Genomic DNA, 24,769 nt, shown 5'->3' with positions numbered 1-24,769 from the left:
TCTTACAAGGCGATCGCTTACTAAAAGCAAAAGAATTTAGGTTTTAAAGAATTGGCATTTTTGCTGGCGATCGCTTTTTATTGTCATGAAAACCCCGAATAATAATTAAATCTTACCGTTCGCCTTTTCGTTCCCAACGGCGCTGCATTGTTTCTGCTAACTGAGTCCGCTGTTCTGGTGTCAAAATTTCTCTAACTTGTAGTTTGGTTTCAAAACGATTATTGTCTAGCTGCTGATGCAGTTCTTGCATTTGTTGGTGTTGTTGGCGCAGTTCGTCGGTAGAAGCATCACTAGATAGTAGCGTCTGCATTTGTTGGTGAGCTTCCTCTAGCTGTTGGCGCAAATCCTCTGTTTCAGTTTCGGACTGTTGCTCGATTTGTTCGATCTGTCGTCTTTGTTCGGTAGAAAGATCTAGCTGTTCCTGTAGTTTTTCCAGGCGATCGCCTCTACCGTGTCTTTTACCGTGTTTGGGTCGCGCTTGAGCTATTTTCATAGATGTGTCACTATTATTTGAATTAATGGAATTAAAGTCAGCAGCATAAACTGTAGTTGGAAGAATTAGCGAAGTTGCTGCTAGAGTTAATAAAATACTCCTCATAAAATTTTTGTCTCCTTAGATTGAGTTACAAAATTGATTGCTTATAGCTCAATGGTAAGTAGTAAGGCAGTAGAGTAACATCGATCTATGTTCCCAATTCTGTTAGTACTTTGGGACTAGATTAAACAGTAAACAATGAACAGTGAACACTACAGACGATAATTGCTCATTGCTCATTGCTCATTGATAAATGCTAAATGAAATGACTCAAACTACGTGGCAAAAACATCCTTTTAAGCTACTGCTGTATCTAGAGTGGATTTTACTAGTAATTGCTTTACTAACTGCTTTTTCGGATTTACTGGCACCCCGTCACCATCATTTGGCATCGAACTTCTGGCTGTTGAATTTAAGTGCGATTTTCAGCATTGCGGCGTTGGGAATTATGGGGTTGAGACTGCCTTTCTCCAATGCCAATTTTAAAAAGATTTATATTAGTTTGGGCTTTACTTTAAGTTGGCTGGCGGTATTATTAGGAGGACGAGATCGAGTGTTTCCGCCGTTGCTGTTGATTGTGGTTATTCGTGCCTGTTTGCTGTTTAATTGGCGAGGAAGAATTATTGCTGCTGCGATCGCCTATAGTTCTTTTTTATTACTACAGGCAGCGATTTGGCTTAGAATTACTCCTTTTGGTATCGTTCTCGGCAGAATACCCCGTATTTTGAAACGTTTGCCACCTGAAGAAGCTAATAGAGTTTTGTTTGGCTTGCTGTTTAATTCGGCATTATTATTTGGTTTAGTTTTGGCATTTGTTCTGTTGTCGGTAAGCACGATTTTAGCCGAACATCAAAGCCGCCAACAGCTAACCATTGCCAATCGTCGTCTGCGGCAATATGCTCAAAAGTTAGAAGATCGAGCCATCTTACAAGAAAGAAACCGCATCGCTCGCGAAATTCACGATTCTGTCGGACACTATCTTACTGCCCAAAGTATTCAACTGGAAAATGCTGCTTTATTTTTAGAACAAGATCGTACCAAAGCCGCCAGTTACATCCAAAAAGCCAGACAGTTAGGTAAAGAAGCACTACAAAATATTCGTCAGTCGGTAGCAACTCTGAGAAATAATATTTTACAGGGGCGATCGCTAGAACTTGCTCTCGCTAAACTGATAGACGAATTTGAAGCTAATAATAATATTGCGATCGCCTCAAAAATAAATTTAACTACTGTTTCTACAGAAATCGACACCGCACTATATAGAATCGTACAAGAAGCTCTAACTAATGTTGTCAAACACAGTCAAGCTACCAAAGTCGAACTAGATTTAGATATTAAAAATAACTATGTTTGTCTTACTGTAAAAGATAATGGCTGTGGTTTTGAGCCGCAAGAGAATACAACAGGTTTTGGTATTCAGGGAATGCAGGAACGCACTCAAGCCTTAGACGGTAGTTTCTCTGTTAATAGTCAGTATGGTGCAGGCTGCAAGGTTAAAGTCAAAATTCCGCTCGTATAAATTACCGACTATAGATTCAATAAACACTGAACACTACAGACAATAAATGCTTAATAATAAATGGCTCATTAATAGTGGATTTTCCTTAGAACACAAAGTGAGAAATACCTTATGATTCGCGTGTTGTTAGTAGACGATCAAAGCATTGTCAGAGAAGGACTGGCGAGTTTATTAGAAACTCATGACGATATAGAAATTGTCGGCGAGGCGGAAAATGGCAAGCTAGCCGTAGAGCGATCGCTTTCACTGCAACCCGACGTAGTATTAATGGATATTCGGATGCCTGTAATGGATGGAGTGGCAGCAATTAAGGCTCTCGCCAAACAAGCACCAGATATTAAGATATTAGTTCTCACTACCTTTGACGATGATGAATATGTAGCTCAGTCAATGGCTTATGGTGCTAAAGGCTATTTGCTTAAAGACACTCCCTCGACAGAACTAGCCGAAGCAATTCGTTTTGCCAACAAAGGTTACACTCAATTAAGCCCTGGATTGTTTAAAAAAGCCGTTACCACTTCTACAGCTACTCAAACACCAGAATTAGAGACTTTAACTTCTAGAGAAAAAGAAGTATTACAATTAATTGCTAAAGGCTATAGCAATCGTGAAATCGCCGAACAGCTATACATTGCCGAACGCACCGTTAAAAATCACGTCAACAGTATTCTGCGTCGTCTCAATCTGCGCGATCGCACTCAGGCAGCTATTTTTGTTAATACAGGTGATCGGTAATCAATTTTAATATTAGGTTTTTAATGCTAATTAATATCATCTAACCTTAGTAAAACAACTACCAATTAATAAGAACAAAATACTTTGTTTATTAGAATAAATTGCAATAAGCCTATATGTTTTTGACAGATGAATACACCTCAAAGCATTTACTGCCAAAGACTATAGTTATTTTCGGCTTATGATTGTATAACGAAGGCATGATGATAATTCGTGGTCGAAAATGCAAGACAATCGTTCCCAAGTTCGCAAAGTTCTCTGGATAACTCTGCTGCTAAATTTATTCGTAATGGCGTTAAAAGCAACCATTGGTTTTGCTACTGGTTCTCTTAGCCTGCAAGCAGATGCTTTACACAGCATTACCGACAGTGCCAACAATATTTTGGGCTTAATTGCCAATCGTTTTTCTTCTCCCCTACCAGACAGAGAACATCCCTACGGACATCAAAAATTTGAAGCGTTAGGTGCCTTGGGAATTGCCGCTTTTTTAGGAATTGCCTGTTTTGAAATTCTCAAGGGTGCGGTAGAACGTATTGCTTTTGGTGGTAAGCCTGTAGAAGTTGCACCAAGCGAGTTATGGCTGTTATCAATTGTCTTAATCGTCAATATTTTTGTTGCTGTTTACGAACGCAACGTTGGTAAAAAAATTGATAGTCCGATTTTAATTGCCGATGCCAAACACACCACCAGCGATATTTGGGTGACGGTGGTGGTAATTGCAGGCTTGATAGGAGTTTGGCAAGCATCAGCATTGAATATTCCTCAATTGCGATCGCTTGACGTAATTTTGGCTTTTCCCGTTGCTTTTATGGTGTTTTATAGCGGTTGGGAAGTAATACGCGACAATTTACCCTGGTTGGTAGACGAAATGGCGATCGCACCCGAAAAAATTCATCGCATTGTCATGACAACTCCTGGAGTAGTTAACTGTCACGATATTGCCTCTCGTGGTGTAGTAGGAAGACAGGTATTTATCGAAATGCACCTGATTGTCGATACTTCTGATGTGCAAACCGCTCATAAAATTACCGAACGCATCGAACAACGACTAGCAGAAAGCTTTGGTAAAGTTAGAGTTTCCATTCACGTCGAACCACCAGACTATGAATCTGATGATATTAGTTTTGGCAGTACTGAAAAGGCAGAACTGTAATATTATAATCATTTCAAATAGAAATCATACTATTTCCAAAAATAAGTAGCAAGTAGCAAGTAGCAAGTAGTAAGTAGTAAGTAGTAAGTAGTAAGTAGCAAGTAGCGAGTAGCAAGTAGCGAGTAGCGAGTAGCGAGTAGCAATGATTTACTTATTACTTTTTACTTCCCTATTCCCTGTTCCCTGTTCCCTATTCTCTAATGTTATTACGTTAATAAGCAACAGCTTTACCCGCAGGTTTGCGAACATCGTTAACTCCTGTTTTTAATCCAGTTTCAGGCTCGACCAAAATTGATTCTGCCGCACCCAAAGTATCGAAAGGAAAAATTGTATAACCTCTTAGTCTCAAACCTCGGATAGTTTTGGCATCTACTGCATTGGGTTCACTAACAACAACATTAGGAAATCCCTGATAGTGAAGACGAGGAGTATTAACTGCGGCTTCTAAATCCATATCGTAATCGATCGCATTAACAATTACCTGCAATACGGTATTGGGTATAGTCGAACCTCCTGGGCTTCCCGTTACTAAATAAACTTGTCCATCTTGAGTAACTATCGTAGGCGACATCGAACTCAAAGGACGTTTGCCTGGTTCAATTAGGTTAGCTTCTCCCTGACGCAAACCAAACTGATTGGGTTTGCCTAACTTAGTCGTAAAATCGTTCATTTCATTATTGAGCAAAAAACCCGTACCTGGGGCAATTACCCCCGCACCAAAATAAGAATTAATTGTATAAGTTACCGCTACGGCATTACCTTGTTTATCTACTACCGAATAATGAGTGGTATTGCTTCCTTCCGTTTGAACATTAGAATAAACTGATTCTGGCGGTATAGCTTCGTAGTCGGAAATTTTAGTTCTTAAAGTAGCTGCATAATCTTTAGACAACAGTTTATCGAGGGGAAATTCGACAAAATCTGGATCGCCTAAATATTGATTGCGATCGCTAAAAGCTAGTAGCATTGCCGAAAAGATATAATGCAAGCTTTTGGTAGTTTGCCAACCCAACTGCTTCAAATTGTAACCAGACAAAATATTTAACATCTGACAGACGGTAGTACCACCACCAGGAGGAGGTGCAGAAATAACCAGATAACCTCTATAGTTGCAGCTAATTGGTTGGGTTTCCCTAATCTGGTAATTAGCAAAATCTTCTAAGCTAAGAATGCCGTTGTTAGCCTCGCTAGCAGTAACAACTTTCTCGGCAATTTCTCCTCGATAAAATACTTCCGTTCCCCGTTTGGCGATCGACTCTAGTGTCTTGGCTAGATCGGTTTGCACTAAAATATCTCCAGGTCGATCGACTTTGTTATCTTCTGTCAAAAATATTTCAGCGACATTAGGTTCTAATAACTTATCTTTTCCCGCCTCAAGAATATCTACATCGCCCTGTTGCAACACAAAACCGTTTTTAGCTAATTTAATAGCAGGTTTGATAAGGCGATCGCGCTTCATTGTTCCATATTCAGTCATGGCATAATCTAAACCTTTTACAGTGCCAGGAACGCCAACTGCCAAATAACCTTCGGTACTCAATCCTTTAATTACATTACCTTGCTTATCTTGATACATATCCTGAGTTGCAGCTAAAGGTGCAGTTTCGCGAAAGTCGATAAAAGTAGACTCGCCATTAGCAAAACGAATCAGCATAAAACCGCCACCGCCTAAGTTACCACAGCAAGGATCGCTAACGGCTAGGGCATAACCTACCGCTACCGCAGCATCGATCGCATTTCCGCCATCTTTTAATACCTGCAAACCAATTTTTGACGCTTCTTTTTGGGTAGAGACAACCACGCCATTGTTACCAGAAACTTTATCTACAGTTTGAGCATTGGCGGGGTTGCAAACGGGTAATAAAGAATCTTTGCAGTTCCATTTGCTAATTAGTCGATAAACAAAGGGACTATCTATATTTTTGTATAAACCAAAGCCCAGAATTGCGATCGAACTAATAGCTATAATTATTTTTTTCTCGATTGACATTTAAAACAGAGTAAGCTCGATAATAAGCGATCTGAGTATATAATATGGCAAAAAAAAATATCAAATAATTTATCTAAAATGTTCGACAAGCAATATCTATTGCGATCGCTCTAGCTAAAATGCATTACTTTTATTAAGAATTTAGTAAATAATCTTTTTCTAATTAATGCAAAAAACTATTAATGATTCTTTTTTAGGCGCGATCGAATATTCTGAAGAATACGTTTGGTATGAAGGAAAAATAAAAGACCATAATGGTGAAGTTATAGAATCTGAATTCTATATTGATAATGATAATTTTGATGAAATTTTAGAATTCACTCGCAAAGTAATTAAAAACCTTAGAGACAGTGCTTCAAAGTTTAAGCTTTATGCAGCAGAAAAGCTACTAGATTTATACAATGATACTTGGAGTGAGGATGAAATAATCGATCGGGAATAATTCGTCAAGCGGATGGAGCTAAAGTCGGTAAATATTAGCAACGATGGTAGCGCAGAAATTTATTATTTAGATGGCGATTTATTTGCAGGACATTCAATTGTAATCAATCTTGACTCTGAAGGTGAATTAGGAGATGCTGACATTGCAGGTTAATTGAATCGAATTATCAAACTAAATATTAAATAAGCGATCGCTCTAGCAAAACAACAATATTGACAACACGTAAATTTTCAGCCTCAGATTTATAGTCTTCTATTTACAAGGCAAATTTGCTTTTATCGCTAAAAACTTTCATTATTAATCTATCAGTTTTTTACTTCTACCAATCTACAATTGTGTTTTTCTACAAAATTTTGGGTTAATTCTACTTTGTCGTAGGTTTCGAGCGATCGCAAATTATCCTTAGTAGGGCGATCGAATATAGTTTCATATAGCTCAATAGTTGTTTGTGGTTTTCCGTCAACAAATAATTGTGCTTTGGAGCCTATAATTCTTTTTGTTTCATAACCCTTAAGATTGCCTACTATAGCCGTAGTCCCCCTACTAAGATGAAAAACAGCTTTAATATCCATCTCGTAATTATCTTTCATATAGCTCTTTCATTATTGTCAATGCTTCTACATCTTTTTCTGACAAACCTAACCAGACTTTATGACGTATCATAAAGTCTTTTACATGAATTTCTAAAATAGCTGAGTTTGCTGTAGACATATCCATATCCAACTTTGCTTGAGTGCCGTGTAAAAACTCTTCTAATACTTCTATTTTATAAGCATCAGACCGAACTGTTATGGCATCTAAATTTTTTGGATTAGAATTACCTTCCCAATTACCAGCAGATGCGTTAGCTCCTACAAAATCTAGATATTTAGCGTCATCCGATCCAGGTTTGGCTACTTTCACAAATCGCCTCTTTTTTACGGCTCTAAGTAATTCATCAGACATTGGTGTATCGCCACGAATCGAGTCAGGCTGATAAATTTTCTTCGTTTTACTAACTCCTCAATCAACTTTAATAAAAATATCTATCACTTAAATTACTTCAGAGAATCAACAAACTCAGCCAAACGCCTAACGCCTTCTTCAATTGTCGGCATACCCGTTGCATAGGAAAAACGAATACAGTTATCCGTTCCGAAAGCCACCCCAGGAATTGCAGCAACGTGTTTGGTTTCTAATAACTTCTCACAGAATTCTAGAGAACCCATTCCCGTCTGAGAAATATCGACATAGAGATAAAAAGCACCATCGGGTTTAAAACAGCTTAGTTTGGGGATAGCATCAACCGCTTCGTAGATGTAAGTGCGTCTTTTAGCGAATGCCTCGACCATTTCTGCTACGCAATCTTGAGAAGAGTCTAAAGCCGCGATCGCGCCATATTGGGCAAAAGTACAGACATTAGAGGTACTATGTCCCTGTATCTTGGTCATGGCTTTAATTATCTCTACAGGGGCAGCAGCATAACCCACGCGCCAACCAGTCATCGAGTGACTTTTGGCAAAACCGTTACTAGTAATAGTTCGTTCCAGCATCTGAGGATTTACCGCACCGATACTGAGATGTTTGGCATCACCATAAAGAATTTTTTCATAAATTTCGTCGGAAACTACCAGAAGTTTATCGTCAGCTAAAATTACGTCTGCAAGTGCGCGAATTTCTTCAGGACTGTAAACCGCACCTGTAGGATTGGAAGGAGAATTAAGCACGAACAGCTTGCTTTGTGGGGTAATCGCTTTTTCTAGCTGTTCGGGAGTAATTTTATAGCCATTTTCCATTGACGTGTCTACCAATACAGGCGTGCCTCCAGCCAGCTTAACCATCTCTGGATAGCTCAACCAATAAGGAGAGGGAATAATTACTTCGTCTCCTTCTTCAATTAAAGTCTGCATCAGGTTAAACAGAGAGTATTTACCGCCGTTAGTAACGATGGTATTTTCTGCCTGATAATCTAAATTGTTTTCTTTCTGCAATTTACGAGCGATCGCTTCTCTAAGTTCTGGTTCTCCTGCCGCAGGTCCATAGCGAGTTTTACCATTATCTAAAGCTGTTTTAGCTGCTTCGACAACATGAGCGGGAGTAGGAAAATCTGGTTCTCCCGCACTAAAACTACAGACATCAATACCTTCTGCTTGCATGGCTTTTGCTTTAGCAGAAATTGCTAATGTCATTGATGGTGGTACGCGATCGACTCTGGCGGCTAATTTCATTAATAATAAGTTTGAGATTTTCTTGTACTTGCAGCCCTAAAGGTTAAACTATAGTTTCGCAAAATCTTCTTAATTTTAGAAAAATATTAGGATGTTTCTTTACAATTTCTGCGATCGATGACATTTGGGCGATCGCTCAATTAATTAGTGTTGAGATTAGTCGGCAATCCATCAATACTTTGTAGATTTTTCTGTTGTTGATATTGCTTAATGCCAGATTTGCCCTTCTTAGCTGCCCAGTCAATCAAGGTTTCTCTATCTTCTTTAAATTCATATAGCGGTACGCCAAAACCACAAGAAGTTTGTATTGATTCGATATCGAGCAAAATTATTTGTCTTTCTCCTGGCGTGGAGACAAACAGAGAATGTAATTTATTCCAGCGATCGCTGGAATGGCTAATTACTTCTCCTCGACCGTATAATCTTAGAATTAGAGGATTTGCCTCGAAACTACAGAACATTATTGTCATTCTGCCGTTCTCATGTAGATGTGCCGCAGTTTCGTTACCACTACCAGTTAAATCTAGATAGGCGACAGTATTAGCATCGAGACAACAAAAAGTATCGATACCTTTAGGAGATAAATTAATCCTGCCCGATATGGGTGCAGTGGCGGTAAAAAAGATTTTTTGCTTTTGGATAAAAGTTTGTAAGTCTAAAGTAAGTTGCGAATAAAACTTTGCCATAATTTTTGTAAGAATAAAAGACGCTCTATTCTATGTGAGCTTTAGTAAGTTTATTTTCAAATTTACTTTATCCAACTATTTTTCTTACTTCGATCTCTAAATCTGGGAAAGCGATCTCCTTGATAGCAGATCTTGCATTCAACTCAGCTTTTTTTAGGTAGAGATCGCCTTTTGGTTGAGTATATACGAGCAGTAGCGATCGCTTTTCAAGCTATAGTTGCTCGACTCTCTCTACTACTTGTTGCCGTAAAATATTACCAAATGACATTAAGCGTGTAAAAAAAATATTGAAAAACAACTGCTCGAACTAAATCTAAGTGATAGTATGACAGGCAAAATAGAGCAAATTATTAAGCTGTCACAGTGGCAAAAGTTGTTTTTGAAAACGTTGATAAAAGTTATCCACGCCGCGAACGAGATGGGGCAATAGAACAATTAGACGGTAAAGAGCAAAAAGTTCGTCCTGCAATCGCAATTGCTAACACTATTCCCACATCTACCAAAGCTAAATCCCGAAAAAGTGACCGCGTTGGTGTCTTACACGATATCAATTTAATCGTAGAAGACGGTGAATTTATGGTTTTAGTAGGTCCTTCTGGCTGTGGAAAAAGCACCTTATTGCGAATGCTATCGGGACTCGAAACTATAACGGCTGGTAAAATTTGGATTGGCGATCGCCTGGTAAATAATCTGCCGCCTAAAGCCAGAGATATTGCGATGGTATTTCAAAATTATGCTTTATACCCCCATTTAAATATCTACGACAACATTGCCTTTGGACTGCGACGTGGCAATATTTTGTCAGAAAATGGCAAATTATCAAATTCTAATAAGCTAGACGATTTTTTGGTAGGGATAACTCGTTCTTTACCCAGAAAACTACGCTATCTATCGGCAAAAGAAAAGTCAGTAAGATCGAGAGTGAGACAAGTTGCCAGTTTACTGCAAATCGAAACGCTACTAAATAGACTGCCCAAAGAATTATCGGGAGGACAAAAACAGCGAGTAGCATTAGGTAGAGCGATCGCCCGTAATCCACAAGTGTTTCTGATGGACGAACCTTTATCCAATCTCGATGCCAAACTGCGAACCGAAACCCGCGCTCAAATTGTCAAACTGCAAAGGCAACTAGGTACTACTACAATTTATGTTACTCACGATCAAACCGAAGCCATGACTATGGGCGATCGCATTGCGGTAATGAATGACGGACGTATCCAGCAAATTGCCCCACCATTAGAAATCTATCAGCAGCCAGCTAATCGCTTTGTTGCCGAGTTTATCGGTTCGCCACCAATGAATTTTTTACCAGTAGAACTAGTCGCACCGTTAACCTTAGCGCATCCTCAATTTAAACTTACTCTGCCAGAATTTTGGGCTAAACCAATTCAAGACAGCAACGCCCGATTTTTTACTTTAGGTATTCGTCCCCAACATCTACAGCTAGGAGATAAAGACGAGTCAAATATTTCGGTTACAGTCGATCTGGTTGAAGCTTTGGGAAGTGAAACCTATGTTTCGGCTCATCTAAACGAAGATATAGAAGCGACTATTAACGTAACTCTTACCCCCGATAAACGAGTTGCTATGGGCGATCGCCTCTGGTTATCAATACAAATAGATAAAATTCATCTTTTTAGAGTTGATGGCGGAAAATCTCTTCTTTGCTAAGGTTAATAGTGAAATCGCGAGCGAGTATCGATCTTCCATTAATAACCATGAGTATTAAAACACCAGATTGGGTTAAAAACGCTGTTTTCTATCAAATTTTTCCCGATCGCTTTGCCAGAGGTAAATCTACTATTAAAGGTCAATGGATTGCTTCTACTTTAGAAGGCTGGGATGCTACACCAACTTTACAGGGTTACAAAGGTGGTAATTTGTGGGGAGTTATTGACAAATTAGATTATCTTGTAGACTTAGGCATTAATGCTATTTACTTTACGCCAATTTTTCAGTCTGCTTCCAATCATCGCTATCATACGCATGATTATTATCAGATAGATCCTCTATTGGGTGGAAACGTGGCTTTTGAGGCATTACTGGAAGCCGCTCACCAAAAAAATATTAAAGTCGTTTTAGACGGAGTTTTCAATCATGCCAGTCGGGGCTTTTTCTTTTTTAACGACATTTTAGAAAACGGTCCTCATTCTCCCTGGTTGGACTGGTTTAAAATTCATAAATGGCCACTATCGGCTTATGATGGCGATAAGCCTGCCAACTATGCTAGTTGGGTTGACAATCGTGCTTTACCAGAGTTCAATCACGACAATCCACAAGTCAAAGAATATATCATGCAGGTAGCCGAATATTGGCTACAAAAAGGTATTGATGGCTGGAGATTAGACGTACCTAATGAAGTAACAACACCTGGTTTTTGGTCGGAATTTCGCGATCGCGTCAAAGATATTAATCCCGAAGCCTATATTGTGGGAGAGATTTGGGAAGATGCTACTCCTTGGCTGGATGGCAAACAGTTTGATGGCGTAATGAACTACAGATTTACCGAACCGACGATTGCCTTTACCGCAGGCGATCGCTACGTGCGCGAATACGCACAAGAAAATCTTACTCCCTATCCCCCATTATCGGCAGCAGAATATGCCTCTAAAATCGAACATTTGTTACAAAGACACGATTGGGAAATCCAGCTAACTCAACTTAATCTCTTAGATAGTCACGATACTTCCAGACTTTTAACTGCTGTAGGCGAAGACAAGTCTAGTATGCATTTAGCTACGGTAATGCTATTTACCTTTCCAGGTGCGCCTAGTATTTTTTATGGAGATGAAGTAGGTTTGCCTGGCGGTAAAGATCCAGATTCGCGGAGGGTTTTTCCCGAACCGCAACAGTGGGATGTGGAAACTTTAGAGTATCACAAAGAACTAATTGCCTTACGCCACAAGTATGCTTGTTTGCGGACTGGTACTTACAAGGTGCTGTATGCCAATGAATCGATTTATGCTTTCGCTCGAATTTTAGACTCAGAAATAGTCATAGTAGCAATCAACATCGATGACAATTCCGCTACCGTTCGCTTTCCTGTTAGCGAATTGGCTTCTCAACCAGATTCAGTTATTTACGGCAAGGGACGTATGACCTGGCATTCTGCCGAGGAGATGCAGGAATTGGAGATAACCTTACCCGCTCGCAATAGCGTGATGGTTTCTTGATTGGGATGTAGGCTGTAAGGTGGGCAAATATTCATCAGAGCCTAGTAGAATTTGATAAATAGCTTTTTTGCCCATCAGATTTAGCGAACGGCTAAACTCTAAATATAGATGTTGTCTATCATCTACAGGGCATTGAGTTTGAATGGGACGCTAACAAAGCGCAAAGTAATCGAGAAAAACACGATGTGGCGTTTGAAAAAGCCTCAGAAGTCTTTTTCGCTCCTTTCTATCAAACTGGTGATGCTTCCTTTAATAAGGAAAAACGAGAATTTATCATTAGATATTCTTCTTATTATCGTTTATTGTTGGTTGTCTTTGTAGAACGCGATCGACGAAACCGTATTATTTCTGATCGTCCTGCTACTCGTGCTGAAAGAAAATTATATGAAAATGCCTAAAGAAAAACTTAGTTTAAAATTAAAGTCTCGATCGACAGAAACAGTATCTATTTCAATTCCCACAGATACACTAAAGTCTGTTCAAAAAGTAGCGAATTGTCGGGATATGTCATTAGAAGCTTTGCTTAAATTTTACATCGGGAAAGGTTTGCGACAAGATTTATCAAAATTATTTTCCGATCGCTTATTAGATTCAACTGCCCAAGTTTTGGCAAGGCATATTCAATCGGAAGAAGAAGTGTCAAATATTATTCGTGAAATTCAAGAAGAGACTGCTCTTTAGTTTTAGATAAATTGCGATCGCGTTGCGCTAAATCTATTATGGTAACAAAGACGCGATCGCCTGATATATTTGTTAGTGATAATAGACTATTTCTAGAGCTTAATCGTAATGGTAGCGGCATTGTAAAAAGTAAATACGATTATCTTTGATGCGATAGACTAAACGATGTTCGAGGTTTATACGTCGCGACCAAATATTAGAATCTATGTATTTTAAAGGTTCTGGCTTACCAATTCCTTTAAATGGTTGCTCGCAAGTCACCTCTACCAAATCTAAAATTTTGTCGATCTTGCTTTTGTCTTTCTTTGCCCACCAAAGCAGATGTTCTCGAAAAGTAGGCGTAAAAATAGGACACCATGCTTTAGCTTCGGACAATATCCAAATCCTCGCATAAGTCTTCTACAGACTGAGGTTCGACTATCGAATCATCCATTTGCCTAGATTCATCTATGGCTTTAAAAAGGTCTTTGGCATTAGCAGGAGAGCGTAATAGATAAACTGTCTCTAGTAAACTATCCAACTCTTCTTTGCTAATCAAAGCTACATCTGGCTTATTTCGACGATTAATGATAACAATTTCTGAATTTTTGCTGACTCGATCTAATAAAGATGCTAGTCCATTCCTGGCATTGGTATAGGCAATTGAATCTGTTGTTGGTATCATATCCTGACATAAACCTGTACAGATTTAATGTAACATAAAAAATTTAACCAGATAAAGGTATAAATATAGAGCAGTAACCATAATTATATAGAGCGATCGCGTCACTCTAGATCTGTTGAGGTAACAATGGCGCGATTACACTCACAGAAATTTTACATCGGGAAAGGTTTGCGACAAGATTTATCAAAATTATTCTCCGAACATTTAATAGATTCAACTGCCCAAGTTCTGGCAAGGCATATTGAGTCGGAAGAGGAAGTGTCAAATATTATTCGCGAAATTCAAGAAGAAACTGCTCTTTAGTTTTGGACAAATTGCGATCGCATCATCGGTATATTTAGAAAGTATGTCACAGCAGATGGAGCTTGTCCTTTCGATGAATGGTTCGATAAACTCGATTCGACTCTACAGGCTCGGATTGATGTCAGACTAGATCGAGTACGTCTGGGAAATTTCGGAGACAAAAAAAGTCTGGAAGGAGGAATTTTTGAGCTTCGGTTTCAGTTTGGGGCAGGTTATCGGGTCTATTTTGGATTTTTTAAGAATCAGATAGTGCTTCTACTCGTCGGTGGCTCTAAGAAAACACAAAAGAAAGATATTAAAACAGCACGTCGCCTCTGGAAAGCGTATCAGCAAGAACAAGGAGAAATTTGATTATGCCAACTAAAGATTATCAATCTGATTTACTTCAGCGATTAGCCGATCCTGAATATGCAGCACAGTATTTAAAAGTAGCATTTGATGAAACTCTAGCCGATGGGCATAAATCGGCTTTCTTATTGGCTTTAAAAAATGTAGTAGATGCCAAAGGAGCAATGCAAACAGTGGCAAATGAGGCTAAGATTTCGCGTCAGCATTTATATCGGATGCTAGGTGAAGAAGGAAATCCGACTTTAGAAACACTAACTTCTGTGCTTCAAGCAGTGGGAATGACAATTGATTTCAAACCTTTGGTTGGCAAGTAGTAAGTAATGCAACTATGAAAGAAAGCAATATGGTAGTATGGGTTAGACGGCGATCGCTGTTGCTGTAGAGTGAATGTGGCAATCCGTCTTAACCACCAATATTGATGCGATCGCGCTACTCTAAATCTGTTTAGGAATCGGGGATTAGCGATTAGGAACTTTTTTCTGCCCAGTCACCAATCATTAATACCCAGTCCCACAAGTTATCCTTTTGTAGCAAACATTTAAGTATTTCATATTATACAGAGCGATCGCCTTACTCTAAATCTGTTGCAGTAACAATAGCGCGATCTCCCGATACGTTAATTCTGTTAATCAAAAAGAGATACTACTTCAATCTCAGTTACTCTATACATTGGTTTGGTAGGTTTTTCCGTAGTAATAAACTCTTCTGCACCAACTGATATAGCAGCAGCTATATGTAGAGCATCTATCGCAGCCAAACCATATTTACTGGCAATGTTATATCCATCTTGTATAATTTGGTCTGTATTATTAGCCTAATGAATAACGGCATTAAAAAATGCTTGGTAAAATTCGGCTTCATCAGTTTGACGATAATAAATAGCTTTGGGAAGTACCTCCAGCTTGATAAATTCACTTGAAGCAAACTCTCTATTGACAGAAGCCAAAATTGTTATGGCTCGCTCTGATAAATTTTCTACTCCTCGTGATGCGGTAATTAGCACCCCTGAATCTATAAAAGTTATAGTCATTTATCGATGTTTTGTAAGCTACCTCGACGGCTGACAAGTTCTTTTTCTATTTCCTCTCGATTTAGTAAAGGTACACCAGAGGCTATTATCTTGTTTCTAATCTGGCGTAAGCGTTGTCCTAATTCGGTTTGTTTGGATTGCTTCTGTTCGTTGAGAGATTCAACAAATTGTAAAACCTCTTGCTGTTTATCTAAAGGTAGTTCGCGCCATTTTTCTAGTAAATCTTGTTCGGTATTCATTGCTTTGATGATTTTCCTCCATTTTAACCTCAGTCTAACGAGGCGCGATCGCGCTACTATTAATTAATCTGAGAGTTGTTTGTAGTGATCTCTGTTGCTGTAAAGGGGATGTAGCAATCTATCGTAACTCATCAATATTTATGCGATCCGAAGGCTACGTCGAGCGTAATCGCGTTACTTTAAATCTGTTGCAGTAACAATAGCGCGATCGCTTAATTTATTTCCCCCAGAATTGGGGGTTAGGGGGGCTATATCAACTATTCAATTGTCTGCTAAGAAATTGAAAGAGCAACACGTCTTATTTCTGCCAAAACTTGCGGTAGATCGTTTATTACTCGTTGATTGCTAAATCTCAATACTTTATAGCCATATTCTGCTAACTTAGCAGTCCTAGCAGCGTCATATTCTTTCTGGCGATCGTGTATTTCTCCATCAACTTCTACGACCAATTTACAAGCAGGACAATAAAAATCTAAAATAAAATCTCCTACGGGATGCTGACGGCGAAAACGCAACCCTTCAAGCTGTTTATTTTTTAATACTGCCCACAAACGAGCTTCTGCTGGTGTTAGGTTGTTTCTTAATTTTTTGGCGGTTTGTTCTATTTCTGTACTTGTACCGCGAATTCTTTGGTTATGTTTCACTTTGTTTTACCCCCTTGCCCCCCAATTCTGGGGGGAAGTCCTCTGAAGTCTTCAGTTTACTTTCCAATCTAAGCGATTAACCAAAAGTCCCCCAAACTTGGGGGATTTAGGGGGCTGTATTCCTTCGCATCTTATGGATTTTGCCCCCCTTGCCCCCAAAATCTAGGGGGAAGTTCTTTAAAGTCTTCTGTTTGCTTACCAATCTAAGCGACTAACCAAAAGTCCCCCAAACTTGGGGGATTTAGGGGGCTGTATCCCTTCGCACTTCATGGGTTTCGCCCCCCTTGCCCCCTAACTCGCGCGTGCTTAAGGCGAGGAAACCTCGCCGAGTTCGCTCGTCAAATCTAGGGGGAAGTTCACTTGAGTCTTTAGTTTGCTTACCAATCTAACCGATTAACTCAAAGTCCCCCGAAATCGGGGGATTTAGGGGGGGCAAAGATTTAATGGGCATCTTTGCAACCATGCACCAACTCAACGCGGCAGAAATTTTTTTTTGTAGTGATATGTATTTTGAAAAAATGGGTAATTTCTAACTAGGGAAACAAAGAAACCCCAAACAAACTAACAAACACAAACACAAAAAATTCACACTATTTTTATTTTTAGGAAGGATATCATGAATAGCGTTTTTACTGCAAAACTTTTACAAAATCTACGTAACAAAAAAGCTAACAAAGGTTTTACTTTAATCGAACTATTAGTCGTTGTAATCATCATCGGTGTACTAGCTGCCGTCGCTCTACCTAACCTCTTGGGACAAGTTGCTAAAGGTAGACAAGCTGAAGCAAAAAATAACCTTGGCGCGATCAACCGCACTCAACAGGCTGAACGTCTAGAGACTGGTACATTCCAAACTCTAGCTAATTTACCAATCACAGTATCAGGTGATAACTACAATTATGCTGATGATGGTACGCCAGATGCGGTACAAGCATCTCAAACAGCTACTGCTGTTGCTACTTATGAAAATGACATTTTAGATTATACTGCCGCAGTCAATCAACAAAGTAATGGTACAGTTGTAACAATTATCTGCGAATCTGATGCAGTTAACGGTTCTACTGGTGCTATTTCAGTAACAGCAGGTACTGCCACTACCGCACCTACTTGTGGTACTGGCTCCAGCGAGCTATAACGGTTTAATAATTTTCATATAGCTTGAAAAGAGCATTTTATTCAATTAAAATGCTCTTTTTTTTTAAATAAGTCTTTTTTATATCGACCGATGATAAAATATGTGCTGGTGTTAAAAATTTTATACGATATTAGACAAAAAAAAAATCAAGGTTTTACATTAATTGAGTTGCTAGTAGTAGTAATTATTATTGGTATTTTATCTACTACCACTTTACCAACTTTGTTTAGACAAGTAGAAAAAAGTAGGCAAACAGAAGCCAAAATTACTCTTGGCACTATCAATAGAGTGCAGCAAGGTTATCGTTTTGAACATGGAACTTTTACTACCATGCCTAATTTACCCATGAAAGTAACGGGTAAATATTACATTTATGCTGATAGCGGAACTCCTGATTCGGAAGGTGCGGTACATACAGCAAAAGTTATAGGTACTTTTGAAAATGACCTTAGAGATTATTCTTCTGCTGTCGGTCAAACGTCATCTGGTTCTTATATGGGAGTTGTCTGCGAACAAAATAGTATTGATGGTGCAATCGCTCCTATTCCAGCATCGGTTACAAGTGGTGTTCCTACTTGCACTACTGGTACTACTCAAATAAATTAAACAATTTTATTAAATACAATTACTTATTTCTAGTCTGACTATATCACTCGTCAAAAGCTAATGATTAAACAATTTAAATCAAATTTAATAAATCTAGCTATTTCATTTAGTTTAGGAGCCTTTTGTATATTTTGGATAATTAAATTACAGTCTATACAAGTTAAGCAAATAACTGAAGATACTTTAGACGAAGAAAGCTATGTTCGGCAAGAAAAAGCGGAAGGTTTAAAACTATCTTTCTTAAAAAAAATGCCGTCATTTGGCTTTGATAATCTGATTGCAGACTGGACAATGTTAAGATTTCTGCAATATTTTGGTGACGAAAAAGCTAGAAATCAAACTGGTTACTCATTAAGCCCAAATTTTTTGGAAGTAATTGTCGATCGCGATCCTTTTTTTTCTCGTGCCTATTTAATAATTTCTCCCGCTTCATCCATGTTTGCAGGTTATCCAGAACGCACTGTAGCATTGATGGAAAAAGGCTTAAAACATTTATCACCTGATACTCCCGACGCTTATTACGTTTGGTTATACAAAGGCGTAGATGAAATATTGTTCCTTGACGATCTAGAACAAGCTCAAAATTCTTATGAAATGTCTGCGAAGTGGGCAAGCATCGCAGGAAATGAATTCATTGCAAAATCTGCTAGCGGCACGGCTGAGTTTTTGGCTAACAAACCCGATGCTACTCAAGCACAGATAGGTGCATGGTTTCAATTATACGTAAATGCTAGAGATACAGCTACCCGTCAAATAGCGGAAAGAAACATTGAAAGTCTTGGTGGCGAGTTAAAAGTTTATCCCGATGGCAGAGTAGAAGCCATTCCACCTCAAAATAGCTAGTAGTTAATTAATGTTGCGTGATTTAATCGCCCTAACAAAATCATGGTAATTACCGACAAACCCTGTAGGGGCGATTCGCGAATCGCCCCTACAATGCGAAACGCCCATACGAAAAAACGGCGGTTCGCCCCCACAACATATTTACAACACCCAAACGACAATCAAATTTAATGAAATACGATCGCAACAAACACCATAGGCGTTCGATCCGATTAAAAGGATATGATTATAGTCAACCTGGGGCGTATTTTGTCACCATTTGCACCTATGAAAGACAATGTTTGTTTGGCAAAATCGTTAACGGACAAATGCGTTTGAATGGGTTTGGTGAAATTGTGGCGGAACAATGGCAAAAATCCGCCGTAATTAGACAGGAAATTAAATTGGATGCGTGGGTTGTGATGCCCAAACATGTTCATGGAATTGTCGTTATCACCAACCCTGTAGGGGCGAACGGCGGTTCGCCCCTACGTAACAATTTGCCGCAACATAACCGTTTATCCCCATGCGATCGTTCGATTCGACACAACCATGAACCATTACGAATGAAACCTAAATCATTATCATCGTCAATTGCGGGGTTTAAATCAACCGTCACCAAACAAATTAATATTCTACGCGATGCCCCAGGCACACCCGTATGGCAACGTAATTATTACGAGCATATCATACGCGATCGCTCCGCATTAAATAAAATCCGCCAATACGTCATTAATAATCCCCTCGCTTGGCAAACAGACCAGTTGCACCTCGACAATACTACAAAATGGTAGATGCGATTGGCTTGCGCTAGCGCACTTCGTGCGATCGCAGAAAATATCACATCAGGGCGATCGCCTTTACAAAATCATTACCTTATATGGAATGGTAAACAATTTGCTCTGGAGATGGAACAAGCTTATCAACAGATGTGGAGCAATTATATTAATAATTCTCTATGACATTAGTAAAAGGTAGCGATCGCACAACCTCTAATATTGCTGTTGTCATTGTCTGTACAATAGACATACAATAGATGAAATGAAAGTTATCCGCTGGAATCTTGCCAAAAATGAGAAGCTTAAATCTCAACGAGGAGTATCGTTTGAAGCAGTTTTGGCAGCAATTAATAGAGGGGATCTACTTGATGATTATATTCATCCAAATCAAAGTCAATATCCAAACCAACGTTTGCTTGTAGTCCAGATTCAAGGTTACGCTTACATTGTTCCGTATATTGAAACTGAATCGGAACTTTTTTTGAAAACAATTATTCCCTCTCGGAAGGCAACTAAGCAATATCTCAGAAGAGACAATAACCATGAATAAATTAGATTTAGATGGTGAAGAAAAAGAAATACTAGAGTCTTTTGAACGAGGAGAATGGCAATTAGTTGGCGATAAAACTCGTCTGGCACAACTTCGTAGTTATGCTAAGGCTACTCTAGCTAAAGATAAACGAATTACCTTGAGGCTTTCATCTTTCGATTTAGATGCTATTCAAGCAAAAGCTATTGAAGAAGGGATTCCTTATCAGACACTAATCTCTAGTATCCTTCATAAATATGCTACTGGTCTTTTGGTCGAGCGACAACAAGAAGCCAATCAAAGAAACTTCTAATTCATTGGCAATATCTACTGCTTCTTCCATTAAGAGATTTATTGCCACGCCAGAGAATAACTAGTATTTATGAGTGTTGGGTTTTTTGCATCAACCCAACCTACTAGCGCGTCCAGCTCTGGAAATGGAACAAGTTTATCAACAGATGTAAAGCAATTATATTAATCCTCTTTAGGGCGATCGCTGTGAAGTCCGACCCACTGTGAGATGGCTACATAGTCCGATAAATAAAAGTACAATTTAATTAAAGTATTTCATCTAGAGAGTCACAATAATGGAAGGCGTTCAATTTTTAATAAATGAAGAAGGCGAAAAAATCTCTGTATTAATCGATCTAAGCAAGTGGGGAGATTTATGGGAAGATTTTCATGACATGATGGTTTCTCGCTCTCGTCAAGATGAATCAGAAATTAGTTGGGATGAGCTTAAAGCAGATATAGAAATATGAAATGTGATGGATTTAAAATTGAATAGATATTGTTAGTATAATTTAAGCTTTCAAATGACAACTATTAAATTGAACAAAGAAACCGAAAAACAGCTAGCAGATATTTTGTCGCAGGAAAATTGTAGTAATAAAACTGAACTAATCGAACAATTGATTCGCGATCGCTGGCTGGCTTTACAAGCAGAAAAAACCGTTGTTGAAAGGAGAGGAGGTCATCCTCAGCATCTGCTGCAAAACGCATCGCCAGACTTATCAGAACGAGAAACTAGAAAAAAAGCGATCGCCGATTATGTACTACGCCAAAATTTTAGTAGATAGTGGCTTTTTGATTGCTTACTACAGTGCTGGAGATCGATACCATCAACAAGTATCTAGCTTTTTAGAAACCTGCACCGCTCAATTAACTACTACTCCTATGTGCGTTACTGAAGTTATGTGGTTGCTTAGTGCTGATTGGCGAGTGCAAAATGAGTTTTTGTTAGATTTAGCTAATGGAATATACGAGTGCATTTATTTAAACAGTACTGACTTTTCGCGAATTGCCCAGCTAAATAAGCAATATCGAGATTTGCCAGGGGATTTTGCCGATTTATCTCTAGTCGCTATTTCCGAACGTTTGAATTTAGAAGCAATTGCTACACTCGATAGTGACTTTGATATTTATCGCAGATATCGTTCTCAACCTTTTGTTAGAGTTTTTTTACCTAATTAATGCGATCGCCCGACACGAAAAAATATGAATTGCGATCGTCAAGCAGTTTTGAGCCACATCGAACAATTACTGTGATAAGTGTTTACCCTTAGTTGTTTGATGTGCTACGTAGGGGATATGCAAGAAAAAAAGATACCAATTAGGTGGGAATAATAGTGATATCCCATTTGGGTAAAGTTTCAGATCTGTGCCAGAAGGGTTCATAGTGCTTTAATTCGTTAGATAAAACTTTGACTCCTTTTTCATAGGTGTTCTCCACCAAATGCACGATAGGTTTGATTCCTTTCCAAGTCATATTGCTTGCACATTTTAGAGCGGCTTCAACCGAGTCCAAAATAGTCCCATTCCAATAGTTTTCTAATGTTGCCCAACATCGTTCAATCTGATTGTATTTGCTGTGATATGGAGGATAGTAAATTAGACGAATTTTGACACCAATGCTCTGGGACAACTCGACCATGCGTTTGATGAATTGAGTACGGTTACTTCTAGTTGCTGCTCCCCCATCAAGGTTAATTACCCATTCATCGAGTTGCGATTTCTGGAGTTGATGTTCATGCCACCAAGCTGTCAAACAATCAACGATAAAATCGCTTGTTTCAGCAGACTGACCCATGTAAATTGATAATTGGTCATTGCCAGTATTGAGAATACCAAAGGGTATCAAAGTAGCTTGCCATTGTGTGTCATGGTCATCTGCTTCTCTAGCCTTTAAAGTCCGCGCCTTGCCACCTCGCGATAGATTGCCAATTTTGACTTTGGCTTTGTTGTCAATCGATACACGTAAGGATTTAGAATTCTTATCCGAGATTTGATTTTCGCGGAAAACATTTTCAAAGATGGCATCGGTTTGTGGTATCTTTTTCAGTGGTTTGGTTTTTTGGATTTTTTTAAACGATAGCCTAAACGATTCAGAATTTCGCCAATTGTCTGGCGAGTTGGTAATTGTGTCTCCGTATATCCCTTTTCGCGGCTCAATGCCTCTCTTACCGCTCTGGCACTGATACGAGCATAACAAAGAGTGGATTGAAACTTTGGGTCAGCTTGAGCTTGAGCATCTACTAAAGAACGGATATCTGTTTCCAAATTAGGTAACTTTTCTTCACTCTTCTTACATCCCCTTGCTCGATAGTTATCTGCACAGACAATCCCTGTTCTTCTTTCTTGTAATCCTTTTTGGATACTGTGTCTATTCCAACCTAAAACTGTTTCTGCTCTCCTGGCTGAACCCCCAAAATAATCTTCCGTTACCTTGGCTATGAAATCTCGTTTTCGATTGCCAGCTAGTTTTCCGGCAGCATCTTTGAAAGTCGATTTGACAGTTTCTGTCAGTTCCATCGGCAAAATTCCATTTATGATTTGTTATTTTTTAGAATGCCTGGTATTTTATTTATTCGCAAGCCCATAGGTTCTCAGCACACCGTCGATCGAGATTTGATAGCCTCCGATTTCAGGATTGCTAGAAGCTATATTACAAAACTACTCTAAAGTGTCGCGATCGACTCGTATCGAGATAGCTTCTGTCGCTGGTTTTTTTTGACTAACTTAGCATTTTCAAAAAAGTTTTCATCAAGCTCGGGAATATCTGAATAGTCTATGTCTTCATCTGACATATTGACTAATTTATGATGTCGTTCTTTATCTGACATTAAGCAACTTTGAACCACGTTGATAAATTATTGTGGTGAAGTTTCACCCTTTCTCACCCATTGCTGTTGTGCCATCGATCTTACTTGAAATTTTTAGTTTTTTCCTTAAGGTTCCGACTTTTCCTTACCTTTTTAATTTTTATCTTTATTTGGGGAAAGATAACTAATGCGCCTCGTTTAAATTAAAAATTAGCTTTTAAAAGTACGAGTTTTTAGGGTAAATGGGCTGTAATTATTAGTTTAATAATATTTAATCTATGTTTGAGGTAGTAGTGGGTCATAGCAACGATCCTGATTCGCAAGAAGCCGTTGCCGAGATCTTAGAACAATGTTTGTCTGCATTAGCGGGAAAAACTCCGCAGGCGGGAATTTTATATGCGGCGATCGATTTTGAACACGATTTAATTTTAGAGAAAATTTACCAACAATTTCCCCAACTAGAATTAATTGGCGGTACGACAGATGGCGAAATTTCTTCCCAGTTGGGGTTTCAAGACGATTCTCTAACAATTATGTTGTTTTGCTCTGATGAAGTTAAAATTCGTGCGGGTATTGGTAAAGAAGCTTCGCAACGACCTTCAATTGCCGTCAAACAGGCGATCTCTTTAGCTAAAGCCGAGATAGATCGAGAAGTAAGTTTGTGTATTGCTTTACCCGATGGTTTAAAAAGTAACGGAGTGGTTTTAATTAAAGCCTTAAAACAAGAATTGGGCAGCAAGGCTACTATCGTTGGTGGATTTACTGCCGATAGCTGGCGATTCGAGCAAACGTATCAATTTTATCAACGTCAAGTTTTAACCGATACAATTCCCGTATTGCTTTTTTCTGGCAACTTATTAGTTAGTTGTGGGGTTAATAGTGGCTGGAATCCTATTGGTAAAAAAAGCCAGGTTACCAAAGTCAAACAAAATATTCTTTACGAAGTAGACGGTAAACCCGCTCTCGATTTCTACCGATATTATTTGGGCGATTTATTTCCTTCTCTAGAGTATCCTTTGGCAGTTTACGAACCAGACAATCATAAATTTTATTTGCGCGCTCCTAACGGCTACGATCGCGAGCTAGGCACGATTAATTTTTTAGCCGATATTCCCGAAGGTTCCTTCGTACAGATAACTGAAACAACTAGAGAGGCAATTTTAAGTTCTTCGGAAGTATCGATGCAAGATGCTATGGAGCGATATCCAGGATATAAACCTGCCGCAGCTTTATTTTTCTCTTGTGCGGCTCGCCGTCAAGTTCTAGGTACTAAAGCCAAAGAAGAATATCAAATGGTAAAACAACATTTGCAGTTCGATTTACCTAGTTGTGGTTTTTACAGCAATGGCGAAATTGCTCCACTAGAAAAATATGGAGCGACTTTGTTTCACAATGAAACCTTTATTACCGTACTGCTAGGCACAAAATAAAATAATGGAATAATAGCT

The 24,769-nt window shown here is 38.8% G+C and carries 32 protein-coding genes and 3 pseudogenes; 22 read left to right on the top strand and 13 right to left on the bottom strand.

Going from position 1 to position 24,769, the window contains the following annotated elements; translation table 11 throughout:
* Positions 1 to 112: 112 nt before the first annotated feature.
* Positions 113 to 598, bottom strand: coding sequence for a Spy/CpxP family protein refolding chaperone (locus tag KV40_RS08940; protein ID WP_036480067.1), 486 nt, complete (start codon positions 596 to 598; stop codon positions 113 to 115).
* A gap of 202 nt (positions 599 to 800) precedes the next feature.
* On the opposite strand from KV40_RS08940, the gene KV40_RS08935 reads away from it, so the two are divergent.
* The 3 genes from KV40_RS08935 to KV40_RS08925 all read left to right on the top strand — a co-directional run bounded on the left by KV40_RS08935 (position 801) and on the right by KV40_RS08925 (position 3,942).
* Positions 801 to 2,054, top strand: coding sequence for a sensor histidine kinase (locus KV40_RS08935; protein ID WP_052055486.1), 1,254 nt, complete (start codon positions 801 to 803; stop codon positions 2,052 to 2,054).
* A gap of 111 nt (positions 2,055 to 2,165) precedes the next feature.
* The gene (locus KV40_RS08930; protein ID WP_036480061.1) at positions 2,166 to 2,789 is read left to right on the top strand and encodes a response regulator transcription factor; all 624 of its coding nucleotides are present in this window, start codon (positions 2,166 to 2,168) and stop codon (positions 2,787 to 2,789) included.
* Positions 2,790 to 3,012: 223 nt separating this feature from the next.
* Entirely contained in the window at positions 3,013 to 3,942 is a 930-nt protein-coding gene (locus KV40_RS08925) for a cation diffusion facilitator family transporter (RefSeq protein WP_036480058.1), read from the top strand.
* Positions 3,943 to 4,153: 211 nt separating this feature from the next.
* Here the strand turns inward: KV40_RS08925 and ggt are convergent, their stop codons facing one another.
* A complete protein-coding gene (ggt, locus tag KV40_RS08920) occupies positions 4,154 to 5,932 on the bottom strand; it encodes a gamma-glutamyltransferase (protein WP_036480055.1) in 1,779 nt (592 codons plus the stop codon).
* 166 nt (positions 5,933 to 6,098) lie between these two features.
* Here ggt and KV40_RS36655 point away from each other — a divergent pair.
* A pseudogene (locus tag KV40_RS36655) lies at positions 6,099 to 6,527 on the top strand (DUF2262 domain-containing protein).
* Positions 6,528 to 6,679: 152 nt separating this feature from the next.
* Here KV40_RS36655 and KV40_RS08910 read toward each other — a convergent pair.
* The 4 genes from KV40_RS08910 to KV40_RS08895 form a co-directional block, all read right to left on the bottom strand.
* Complete coding sequence (locus KV40_RS08910; RefSeq protein WP_036480050.1) at positions 6,680 to 6,964, bottom strand: hypothetical protein; 285 nt, start codon at positions 6,962 to 6,964, stop codon at positions 6,680 to 6,682.
* A complete protein-coding gene (locus tag KV40_RS36150; RefSeq protein WP_216595569.1) occupies positions 6,954 to 7,319 on the bottom strand; it encodes a hypothetical protein in 366 nt (121 codons plus the stop codon). The genes KV40_RS08910 and KV40_RS36150 overlap by 11 nt, the downstream gene beginning before the upstream one ends.
* Before the next feature lie 92 nt (positions 7,320 to 7,411).
* Complete coding sequence (locus KV40_RS08900; RefSeq protein WP_036480047.1) at positions 7,412 to 8,581, bottom strand: pyridoxal phosphate-dependent aminotransferase; 1,170 nt, start codon at positions 8,579 to 8,581, stop codon at positions 7,412 to 7,414.
* Between the two features lie 140 nt (positions 8,582 to 8,721).
* Positions 8,722 to 9,267, bottom strand: coding sequence for a pyridoxamine 5'-phosphate oxidase family protein (locus tag KV40_RS08895; protein WP_036480044.1), 546 nt, complete (start codon positions 9,265 to 9,267; stop codon positions 8,722 to 8,724).
* 363 nt (positions 9,268 to 9,630) lie between these two features.
* Here KV40_RS08895 and KV40_RS08890 point away from each other — a divergent pair, with 363 nt between their 5' ends.
* From KV40_RS08890 to KV40_RS08875, 4 genes are all read left to right on the top strand, one after another.
* Entirely contained in the window at positions 9,631 to 10,938 is a 1,308-nt protein-coding gene (locus KV40_RS08890) for an ABC transporter ATP-binding protein (RefSeq protein ID WP_036480042.1), read from the top strand.
* Between the two features lie 47 nt (positions 10,939 to 10,985).
* Positions 10,986 to 12,440: a glycoside hydrolase family 13 protein gene (locus tag KV40_RS08885; RefSeq protein ID WP_036480040.1), complete on the top strand. Its 1,455-nt coding sequence runs from the start codon at positions 10,986 to 10,988 to the stop codon at positions 12,438 to 12,440.
* 185 nt (positions 12,441 to 12,625) lie between these two features.
* On the top strand, positions 12,626 to 12,838 hold the full coding sequence (locus KV40_RS08880) for a BrnT family toxin (protein ID WP_253274199.1): 213 nt from the start codon (positions 12,626 to 12,628) through the stop codon (positions 12,836 to 12,838).
* Positions 12,831 to 13,121 carry a hypothetical protein gene (locus KV40_RS08875; RefSeq protein ID WP_216595568.1) on the top strand — a complete coding sequence of 97 codons (291 nt, stop codon included), beginning with the start codon at positions 12,831 to 12,833 and terminating at the stop codon, positions 13,119 to 13,121. Before KV40_RS08880 ends, KV40_RS08875 begins: the two co-directional genes overlap by 8 nt.
* Before the next feature lie 99 nt (positions 13,122 to 13,220).
* Here KV40_RS08875 and KV40_RS08870 read toward each other — a convergent pair whose 3' ends face one another.
* Complete coding sequence (locus tag KV40_RS08870) at positions 13,221 to 13,496, bottom strand: Txe/YoeB family addiction module toxin (RefSeq protein ID WP_172657258.1); 276 nt, start codon at positions 13,494 to 13,496, stop codon at positions 13,221 to 13,223.
* Positions 13,483 to 13,785: a type II toxin-antitoxin system Phd/YefM family antitoxin gene (locus KV40_RS08865; RefSeq protein ID WP_036480032.1), complete on the bottom strand. Its 303-nt coding sequence runs from the start codon at positions 13,783 to 13,785 to the stop codon at positions 13,483 to 13,485. Before KV40_RS08865 ends, KV40_RS08870 begins: the two co-directional genes overlap by 14 nt.
* A gap of 126 nt (positions 13,786 to 13,911) precedes the next feature.
* Between KV40_RS08865 and KV40_RS34840 the strand changes: the two genes are divergently transcribed.
* From KV40_RS34840 to KV40_RS08860, 3 genes are read left to right on the top strand one after another with little or no spacing between them, the layout of a single operon-like run.
* Entirely contained in the window at positions 13,912 to 14,088 is a 177-nt protein-coding gene (locus tag KV40_RS34840; protein ID WP_156113995.1) for a hypothetical protein, read from the top strand.
* Positions 14,089 to 14,109: 21 nt separating this feature from the next.
* On the top strand, positions 14,110 to 14,439 hold the full coding sequence (locus tag KV40_RS33285; protein ID WP_072013800.1) for a type II toxin-antitoxin system RelE/ParE family toxin: 330 nt from the start codon (positions 14,110 to 14,112) through the stop codon (positions 14,437 to 14,439).
* Positions 14,440 to 14,441: 2 nt separating this feature from the next.
* On the top strand, positions 14,442 to 14,750 hold the full coding sequence (locus tag KV40_RS08860) for a DNA-binding protein (protein ID WP_036480030.1): 309 nt from the start codon (positions 14,442 to 14,444) through the stop codon (positions 14,748 to 14,750).
* A 311-nt stretch (positions 14,751 to 15,061) separates the two neighbouring features.
* On the opposite strand, the pseudogene KV40_RS37285 reads toward KV40_RS08860, so the two are convergent.
* From KV40_RS37285 to KV40_RS08845, 3 genes and pseudogenes are all read right to left on the bottom strand, one after another.
* Positions 15,062 to 15,466: pseudogene (locus KV40_RS37285) on the bottom strand (type II toxin-antitoxin system VapC family toxin).
* Positions 15,463 to 15,705, bottom strand: coding sequence for a DUF2281 domain-containing protein (locus KV40_RS08850; protein WP_036480025.1), 243 nt, complete (start codon positions 15,703 to 15,705; stop codon positions 15,463 to 15,465). Before KV40_RS08850 ends, KV40_RS37285 begins: the two are co-directional and overlap by 4 nt.
* Positions 15,706 to 15,977: 272 nt before the next feature.
* Positions 15,978 to 16,349 carry an endonuclease domain-containing protein gene (locus tag KV40_RS08845; protein ID WP_036480023.1) on the bottom strand — a complete coding sequence of 124 codons (372 nt, stop codon included), beginning with the start codon at positions 16,347 to 16,349 and terminating at the stop codon, positions 15,978 to 15,980.
* A 616-nt stretch (positions 16,350 to 16,965) separates the two neighbouring features.
* Between KV40_RS08845 and KV40_RS08840 the strand changes: the two genes are divergently transcribed.
* From KV40_RS08840 to KV40_RS08805, 10 genes are all read left to right on the top strand, one after another.
* A complete protein-coding gene (locus tag KV40_RS08840) occupies positions 16,966 to 17,484 on the top strand; it encodes a type IV pilin protein (RefSeq protein WP_036480020.1) in 519 nt (172 codons plus the stop codon).
* Between the two features lie 108 nt (positions 17,485 to 17,592).
* Positions 17,593 to 18,090: a type IV pilin protein gene (locus tag KV40_RS08835; RefSeq protein ID WP_172657257.1), complete on the top strand. Its 498-nt coding sequence runs from the start codon at positions 17,593 to 17,595 to the stop codon at positions 18,088 to 18,090.
* A gap of 60 nt (positions 18,091 to 18,150) precedes the next feature.
* Positions 18,151 to 18,933, top strand: a complete 783-nt coding sequence (locus KV40_RS08830; RefSeq protein ID WP_036480016.1) for a hypothetical protein — start codon at positions 18,151 to 18,153, stop codon at positions 18,931 to 18,933.
* A gap of 170 nt (positions 18,934 to 19,103) precedes the next feature.
* Complete coding sequence (locus tag KV40_RS08825) at positions 19,104 to 19,706, top strand: transposase (RefSeq protein WP_036480014.1); 603 nt, start codon at positions 19,104 to 19,106, stop codon at positions 19,704 to 19,706.
* 6 nt (positions 19,707 to 19,712) lie between these two features.
* Entirely contained in the window at positions 19,713 to 19,874 is a 162-nt protein-coding gene (locus KV40_RS34835) for a hypothetical protein (RefSeq protein ID WP_216595567.1), read from the top strand.
* Between the two features lie 79 nt (positions 19,875 to 19,953).
* Positions 19,954 to 20,241 (top strand): BrnT family toxin, encoded by a 288-nt coding sequence (locus KV40_RS08820; protein ID WP_036480012.1) that lies wholly within the window; start codon positions 19,954 to 19,956, stop codon positions 20,239 to 20,241.
* Positions 20,234 to 20,533 (top strand): antitoxin, encoded by a 300-nt coding sequence (locus KV40_RS08815; RefSeq protein ID WP_036480010.1) that lies wholly within the window; start codon positions 20,234 to 20,236, stop codon positions 20,531 to 20,533. The genes KV40_RS08820 and KV40_RS08815 overlap by 8 nt, the downstream gene beginning before the upstream one ends.
* A 274-nt stretch (positions 20,534 to 20,807) precedes the next feature.
* On the top strand, positions 20,808 to 20,981 hold the full coding sequence (locus KV40_RS35685; RefSeq protein WP_172657256.1) for a hypothetical protein: 174 nt from the start codon (positions 20,808 to 20,810) through the stop codon (positions 20,979 to 20,981).
* A gap of 54 nt (positions 20,982 to 21,035) precedes the next feature.
* Entirely contained in the window at positions 21,036 to 21,299 is a 264-nt protein-coding gene (locus KV40_RS08810) for a hypothetical protein (RefSeq protein ID WP_036480008.1), read from the top strand.
* The gene (locus KV40_RS08805; protein WP_216595566.1) at positions 21,271 to 21,693 is read left to right on the top strand and encodes a type II toxin-antitoxin system VapC family toxin; all 423 of its coding nucleotides are present in this window, start codon (positions 21,271 to 21,273) and stop codon (positions 21,691 to 21,693) included. The genes KV40_RS08810 and KV40_RS08805 overlap by 29 nt, the downstream gene beginning before the upstream one ends.
* Positions 21,694 to 21,832: 139 nt before the next feature.
* Here KV40_RS08805 and KV40_RS33275 read toward each other — a convergent pair.
* Both KV40_RS33275 and KV40_RS36645 read right to left on the bottom strand, forming a co-directional pair.
* A pseudogene (locus tag KV40_RS33275) lies at positions 21,833 to 23,031 on the bottom strand (ISAzo13 family transposase).
* A 146-nt stretch (positions 23,032 to 23,177) separates the two neighbouring features.
* Positions 23,178 to 23,342, bottom strand: a complete 165-nt coding sequence (locus KV40_RS36645) for a hypothetical protein (protein WP_172657248.1) — start codon at positions 23,340 to 23,342, stop codon at positions 23,178 to 23,180.
* Positions 23,343 to 23,599: 257 nt separating this feature from the next.
* Here KV40_RS36645 and KV40_RS08790 point away from each other — a divergent pair, with 257 nt between their 5' ends.
* Positions 23,600 to 24,751 (top strand): FIST signal transduction protein, encoded by a 1,152-nt coding sequence (locus KV40_RS08790; RefSeq protein ID WP_036480005.1) that lies wholly within the window; start codon positions 23,600 to 23,602, stop codon positions 24,749 to 24,751.
* Positions 24,752 to 24,769 lie beyond the last annotated feature (18 nt).

The organism is Myxosarcina sp. GI1 (assembly GCF_000756305.1).
Taxonomy (GTDB): domain Bacteria; phylum Cyanobacteriota; class Cyanobacteriia; order Cyanobacteriales; family Xenococcaceae; genus Myxosarcina.
Note: the sequence above shows the minus strand (reverse complement) of the source record. Positions and strands in the feature narration are given on the sequence as shown.